This is a genomic window from Dyella sp. (assembly GCF_036568765.1).
In the GTDB taxonomy this organism is placed as follows: domain Bacteria; phylum Pseudomonadota; class Gammaproteobacteria; order Xanthomonadales; family Rhodanobacteraceae; genus GSA-30.
In genome coordinates, this window is the sequence record NZ_DATCRY010000005.1 from 1 (window position 1) to 6,060 (window position 6,060).

The following is a 6,060-nucleotide window of genomic DNA, read 5'->3' on the forward strand; positions in this document are numbered from 1 at the left end:
CAACGAAGTCGGTGCCGATCTGGTTGCCCTCATCACGACGGGTCGGGATTTCTGCGGCCTCGGCCATTTAAACGTGGATGCGACGAAAGCCTTCAGCGTGAGCACCACGGCTTGCGCCACCGGCTATTACAGTTTTGGCCATGAGATCGGACACAACTACGGTGCAACGCACGATCCGGCCAATGAGACCAACACGGTCTACGCGTACGGCCACGGTTACCAGAACCCGGAAGCGCGGTTGCGTACGGTCATGGCCTATAACTGCCCGGCCAGCTGTACGCGCGTCAACCTCTGGTCTGGCCCGAACAGTCGCTGGAACGGCTGGGTCATGGGCAATGACCATCAAAGCGACAACGTCCGCGTGCTGAACGAGCGCGCTGCGACAGTGGCCGGCTTCCGCTGAGCCTTTCCCCCTGGCAAGTGGCCGGCCGGGATAACTTAACCAGGGGGATCATTAAATATCCTTTCATCGCAATGAAAAGATATGTACCCTTTGCCATCATGCCCCGTACGGACCCGAACTCATGACGGCCATCAGCTTCGAATTCTTCCCGCCCAAGACGGACGAGCAGCGCGAGCAATTGCACGCCGCCGCGCAGCGGCTCAAGTCCCGGTCACCCGAATACGTTTCGGTGACTTTCGGCGCGGGCGGGTCGACGCTGAGCTATACCGGCGAGACCGTGAAGCAGCTGCGCGAACGCCACGCGCTCTCGGTAGCCCCTCACCTGAGCTGCATGGGCGGCACCCGGGCGGAGATCGCGCAGTTGCTGGATGGCTATCGCCAGCATGGCTGTCGCCGCATCGTCGCACTACGTGGCGACCTGCCTTCGGGTATGGCCACGCCCGGTGATTTCCGCTATGCCGCCGAATTGGTCCGCTTTATTCGCGAACACTCCGGCGACTACTTCCACATCGAGGTCGCCGCGTATCCGGAAACCCATCCGCAAGCAGAGGACGCGCTGATCGACCTGAAGCACTTCAAAGCCAAGGTGGAAGCCGGCGCGAACGGCGCGATCACACAATATTTCTTCAACCCGGATGCTTATTTCCGCTTCGTCGACGACGTGCGCAAGCTGGGTGTCGATGTACCGATCGTGCCGGGCATCATGCCGATCTCCAATTTCACCCAGCTCAAGCGCTTCTCCGATGGCTGCGGTGCGGAAATTCCGCGCTGGATCGCCAAACGCATGCAGGCGCACGGAGACGACACCGAATCGGTGCGCGACCTTGGTGCGGAGGTCGTCGCGCAACTGTGCCGGCGACTGCTCGAAGGCGGTGCACCGGGGCTGCATTTCTATACGCTCAATCGCGCCAAGGCAACCGAAGCGGTGCTGTCGCGTCTGGATCTTTGACGCGCGTGCCGTCACGGCGTGGCTTGCCGGTTTGCGCGTAAGCTCGGTCATATGACAAGGCCATTCCTTCTATTGTTACTGCTATGGACGCTCTCCCTGCCGCTGCATGCACAGGGCATCGTCCATCGCTGCATCGGTGGGGATGGCCAACCGGTCTTCACCGATCAGCCTTGCGCAGCCCTCAATGCCTCGCCGGCCGTCCCACCTCCCACGCCCAAACCCGATGCCACGCAGGCAGCGGCTACGCCACCGGCGCTGTGTGCCGGCTCGTTGGACGCCCTGCGGCAAAGCGTGATCGATGCCTTCGCCAGCCGCGACCCTAATCGGCTGGCGGCTCTGATGCTGTGGGGTGGCTACGGCAAGCAATCGGCGGTCACTCAGATCCAGGATCTAGGGCAGTTGATGAAACGACCGCTGCTCGGGGTGAGCGGTGACGATGACTCGGATTCCGAAGCACCGGCGGACCAGGATGAGGCACATGGCCCGGTGCTGGTGATACGCACCGCCGCCAACGATGGCACCGGCAGCGCACAACAAACCCGCTTTGCCATTACCCGGCGATCCGGGTGCCTGTGGTTGCTACCCTGAAGGAGCGAAAGGACGAGGGGCGAGCCAAACTCCAGGTAGCCCCAGGGCTGCCCTCTTGAACATTTAGGGCCACCACTCCGGGTATCATGGTGCGCTTTTTGGTTGGAGACCCCTCATGGCGCAGCAGTACCCGGAATGGATCTGGCAGAACGGCAAGATCAAGCCGTGGCAGGAAGCCACCACCCATGTCATGGCGCACGCGCTGCACTATGGTTCGTCGGTATTCGAAGGCATCCGTAGCTACGCCACACCCGATGGCGCGGCGATCTTCCGCCTGACCGACCACCTCAAGCGCCTCTACCAATCGGCCAAGATCTACGACATGGCCCTGCCCTACACCCAGGACGAGCTGGCCGCAGCTTGCCGCGAGGTCGTTCGCAAGAATGGCCTGACCGCCGCCTACCTGCGTCCGGTCGCCTATCGCGGTCTTGGCGGTTTTGGCCTGTCGGCGGAGACGCCGATCGATATGGCGGTGGCGACCTGGCCCATGGGCCCGTATCTCGGGCCGGAAGCGCTGGAGACCGGGATCGAGGCTTGCGTGTCGAGCTGGCAGCGCTTCGCTCCCAACACTATCCCGGCGGGCGCCAAGGCCGGCGGCAATTATCTTTCCGGCCAGCTGATCGCACGCGAAGCGCGCCGTCTTGGCTTTGGCGAAGGTATCGCGCTGGCTGCAAACGGTCTGCTCAGCGAAGGTGCCGGCGAGAATCTATTCCTGGTTTTCGATGGCGCTCTGCACACCACGCCGGCCAGTGCATCGATCCTCACAGGTATCACCCGCGACACGATCAAGACGCTGGCACGCGAAGACGGCATCGAAGTGATCGAGCGCGATATCCCGCGCGAGTACCTCTACCTGTGCGACGAACTGCTGATGTGCGGCACGGCGGCAGAGATCACGCCGATCCGTTCCGTCGACGGCAAGCAGATCGGCAACGGCAAAGCCGGCCGCATCACGCGCCGCCTGCAGGAGCTGTACTTCGGTTTGTTCAATGGGAAGACGAACGACCAGTGGGGCTGGCTGGAACCTCTTTAATGGGTTAGGCCACCCGCCCGTCGGGAGTGAGGAGGATACGCTTGGCTATTCCTCCTCACAGGCTGCGCAGCAGCCGACCTCACACTTAACCCTTCACTCGAATACGATCGCCGCAATCGCGCCGTTCGCATCGCTGCGCGGACGCATCGAGACGTCCCAGCCATAGAGTTCGCACAAGCGGCGCACGATGGCCAGACCGAGGCCTGCACCGCTGCCGCCTGCACCTTCGCCGCGCACGCCACGCTGGAACAGGCGCTCGGCATCTTCGGGCTTGATGCCTGGGCCCGTGTCGATCACTTCGATCCGACCGTTGCCGATCTCGACACGTACGGAGCCCTCTAGCGTGTACTTGATCGCGTTGCCGATCAGATTGGTCAAGGCAACGGACAGCACGGAGGCCGGCGCATTGACACTGATCGTGCCACGCTCGACCAAGTCGATGGTCAAGGGTTTATCGCGCATCTGCGGGCGCTGGCTCTCGATCACGTCGGCAGCGACCTTGGCCACTTCGGTCGTTTCGCCGCGCGTCGGACCTCGACGCTCCGCACGCGAAAGCAGCAACAAAGCTTCGATCAGCTCGGTGGCCTGACGCGACGCACGTTCGATGCGCTTCAGGCGCTCGCGCAGCTTGTCGGTCAGATCGGGCGAGCCTTGCAGCAACTCGGTCGTACTGGCAATCACCGCCAGCGGCGTACGCAATTCATGACTGACATCGGAATTGAATTCGCGATCGCGCTCGACCATCGCAGTCAGGCGATCGGCATAAGCATCCAGCGCCATGGCCAACTCGCCCACTTCATCGTTCGCGAAGAGCGGCGCGAGCGGCTCGACTTTACCGTTCTTGCGAAAATCACGCAGCCGCCGTGCCAGCTCCGTTACCGGCTTGAGCACTTTGCGCGACAACCACAGACCCAGCGCCAACGAAAGCAGGCCAAAAATAAACACCGCACCGATCACACTAATGATCAGTTGCTGCTTGCCCAGTTCGTCTCGGGATACGTCATATTGCAGGAAGCTGATGACCCCGTCTTTGCGTCGCACTGCCAGCTTGTAGTGATGCTGACGGCCGTCCGGGCCCGCCTCGTACATGTCGTGCACACCCGTGTCGAGTGATTGCCACGGCAAGGGCGCCCTATAAATGGTGCGATCGCTCCACGAGTACGCCTTGATGATATTGAACGATGGCGCGCGTTCCGGGTGCTCGACGACTTGCGCATTGAGGTGGTCGACCTCGTCCTGCAGGCTGGTCGTGATCAGCTGATCTTCTACGCGCGAGCGGATGTCGAGCGACGCCAATGCGAACAACGCGCTGAGGCCGAAGCCGAACAGCGCGAAACTCCAGATCAGGCGGAAACGGAGCTTACGCCTGGACTGCATCCGGCTCGACCATGCGGTAACCGATGCCGTGCCGCGTATGAATCAGCGGCTTGTCGAACGGCTTGTCGATCGCCGCACGCAGTCCATGAATATGCACGCGCAGCGAATCGCTGTCGGGCAGTTCCTCGCCCCAGACGCGCTGCTCGAGATCCTGTCGGGTGACCACCGACGGACTGGCTTCCATCAGGGCTTGCAAGAGCTTCAGGCCGATCGGGTTGAGCTGGATCGACTTGCCCTCGCGGGTCACCGTCAGCGTGTCGAGGTTATAGGTCAGGTCGCCGACCTTGAGCACACGGCTTTGCGGGCCCTTGCCACGACGTGCCAGCACTTCCAGGCGCGCGGAAAGCTCCTGCAAGGCGAATGGCTTGGTCATGTAGTCGTCGGCGCCAGACTCGAAGCCGGTGAGTTTTTGCTCCAGAGCGTCGCGCGCGGTAAGCATCAGCACCGGAGTCTGCTTATGCGCCTCATGGCGCAGCTTGCGGGCGACGTCCAGGCCATCCATGCCGGGCAAGGTCAAGTCGAGCACGATCACGTCGAAATCATGGACAACCGCCAGATGCAGGCCCGTGACGCCATCGCCGGCGAAATCCACGACATGGCCTCGATCTTCCAGATAGTCGCCGATATTGGTCGCGATATCGCTGTTGTCTTCGATTACCAGTACGCGCATTGCGTGACTCCGTACGCGGCCGGGAAACCCAGCCCTAGGGGGGATGGAGCAAGCTTAACAAATCGGGACGACACCAGCCGACCGCAAGGGGGGCAGCGGCAGGAGCCGATTAAGAAATCCTGGACGCGACGGGTCGGCAAGCTACCCGGCCCCGGAACTGCGACACGGTAATCCCCCAAAGAAAAAGGCCCAGATGCCTCGACCTGAGAGTCGCGCACCTGGGCCCAAGCTACTGCCCCGATACCGTCATTTGCTGTCACCGGACCAAAGCGGTTGGAAGTGCCGAGCAAATAAACAGTGGGTTCTTTATAGGCCTCGTTCGGTTATAGGGCAGTTAATTGGCGCTGACCGAGGCGTTAACGACTTTGGCAACCGGGCGCTTGAGCTGCGCATGTTGCTCCAGATGCTGAATGATGTGTTGCGAGACGTTCACCCCGGTAGCCGCCTCGATGCCCTCCAGGCCGGGCGAGGCGTTCACTTCGAGGATCAACGGGCCACGATGCGAGCGCAGCATGTCTACGCCGGCGATCTCGAGTCCCAGCGCGGCGGCGGCCTTGACCGCGATGCGCTTTTCTTCGGCGCTGAGCACGGCCGGCACGGCGGTGCCGCCGCGGTGCAGGTTGGCGCGAAATTCACCGGGACTGGCCTCGCGCTGCATCGCCGCGACCACTTTGCGCCCGACCACGAAGCAGCGTAGATCGCTGCCCTTGGCCTCGCCGATGAACTCTTGCACCAGGAAGTTGGCGTACAGGCCACGAAAAGCCTCGATCACGCTCTGCGAAGCGCTGCGTTTTTCGGCAAGCACGACGCCGGTGCCCTGGCTGCCCTCGTTGAGCTTGATCACATGCGGAGGGTCGCCAAGCATCGCCAGCACGTCGGCGGTGTCGTCGGGGTTGTCGCCGAACACGGTGACGGGCATGTCCAATCCCTGTGCCGAGAGAATCTGCAGGCAGCGCAGCTTGTCGCGCGCGCGCAGTACGGCATCGGAAGGATTGGGCGTATACACGCCCATCATTTCCAGCTGGCGCAGTACGGCGGTG

At 62.3% G+C, this 6,060-nt stretch carries 7 protein-coding genes; 4 read left to right on the forward strand and 3 right to left on the reverse strand.

What is annotated here, in order from left to right:
• The 4 genes from VIM98_RS00375 to VIM98_RS00390 form a co-directional block, all read left to right on the forward strand.
• On the forward strand, window positions 1–403 hold a 403-nt coding region (locus tag VIM98_RS00375), incomplete at its 5' end, for a M12 family metallo-peptidase (protein WP_331991101.1).
• A 121-nt stretch (window positions 404–524) separates the two neighbouring features.
• Window positions 525–1,352 (forward strand): methylenetetrahydrofolate reductase [NAD(P)H], encoded by an 828-nt coding sequence (gene metF, locus VIM98_RS00380; RefSeq protein WP_331991102.1) that lies wholly within the window; start codon window positions 525–527, stop codon window positions 1,350–1,352.
• 51 nt (window positions 1,353–1,403) lie between these two features.
• Window positions 1,404–1,940 carry a DUF4124 domain-containing protein gene (locus VIM98_RS00385; protein WP_331991103.1) on the forward strand — a complete coding sequence of 179 codons (537 nt, stop codon included), beginning with the start codon at window positions 1,404–1,406 and terminating at the stop codon, window positions 1,938–1,940.
• A 115-nt stretch (window positions 1,941–2,055) separates the two neighbouring features.
• Window positions 2,056–2,973, forward strand: a complete 918-nt coding sequence (locus tag VIM98_RS00390; RefSeq protein ID WP_331991104.1) for a branched-chain amino acid transaminase — start codon at window positions 2,056–2,058, stop codon at window positions 2,971–2,973.
• 93 nt (window positions 2,974–3,066) lie between these two features.
• On the opposite strand, the gene VIM98_RS00395 is transcribed toward VIM98_RS00390, so the two are convergent.
• From VIM98_RS00395 to VIM98_RS00405, 3 genes are all read right to left on the reverse strand, one after another.
• Window positions 3,067–4,350 (reverse strand): HAMP domain-containing sensor histidine kinase, encoded by a 1,284-nt coding sequence (locus VIM98_RS00395; protein ID WP_331991105.1) that lies wholly within the window; start codon window positions 4,348–4,350, stop codon window positions 3,067–3,069.
• Window positions 4,334–5,020: a response regulator transcription factor gene (locus VIM98_RS00400; RefSeq protein WP_331991106.1), complete on the reverse strand. Its 687-nt coding sequence runs from the start codon at window positions 5,018–5,020 to the stop codon at window positions 4,334–4,336. The genes VIM98_RS00395 and VIM98_RS00400 overlap by 17 nt, the downstream gene beginning before the upstream one ends.
• 334 nt (window positions 5,021–5,354) lie before the next feature.
• Window positions 5,355–6,060, reverse strand: a 706-nt coding sequence (locus VIM98_RS00405; protein ID WP_331991107.1) for a RimK family alpha-L-glutamate ligase, incomplete at its 5' end; no start/stop codon positions are given.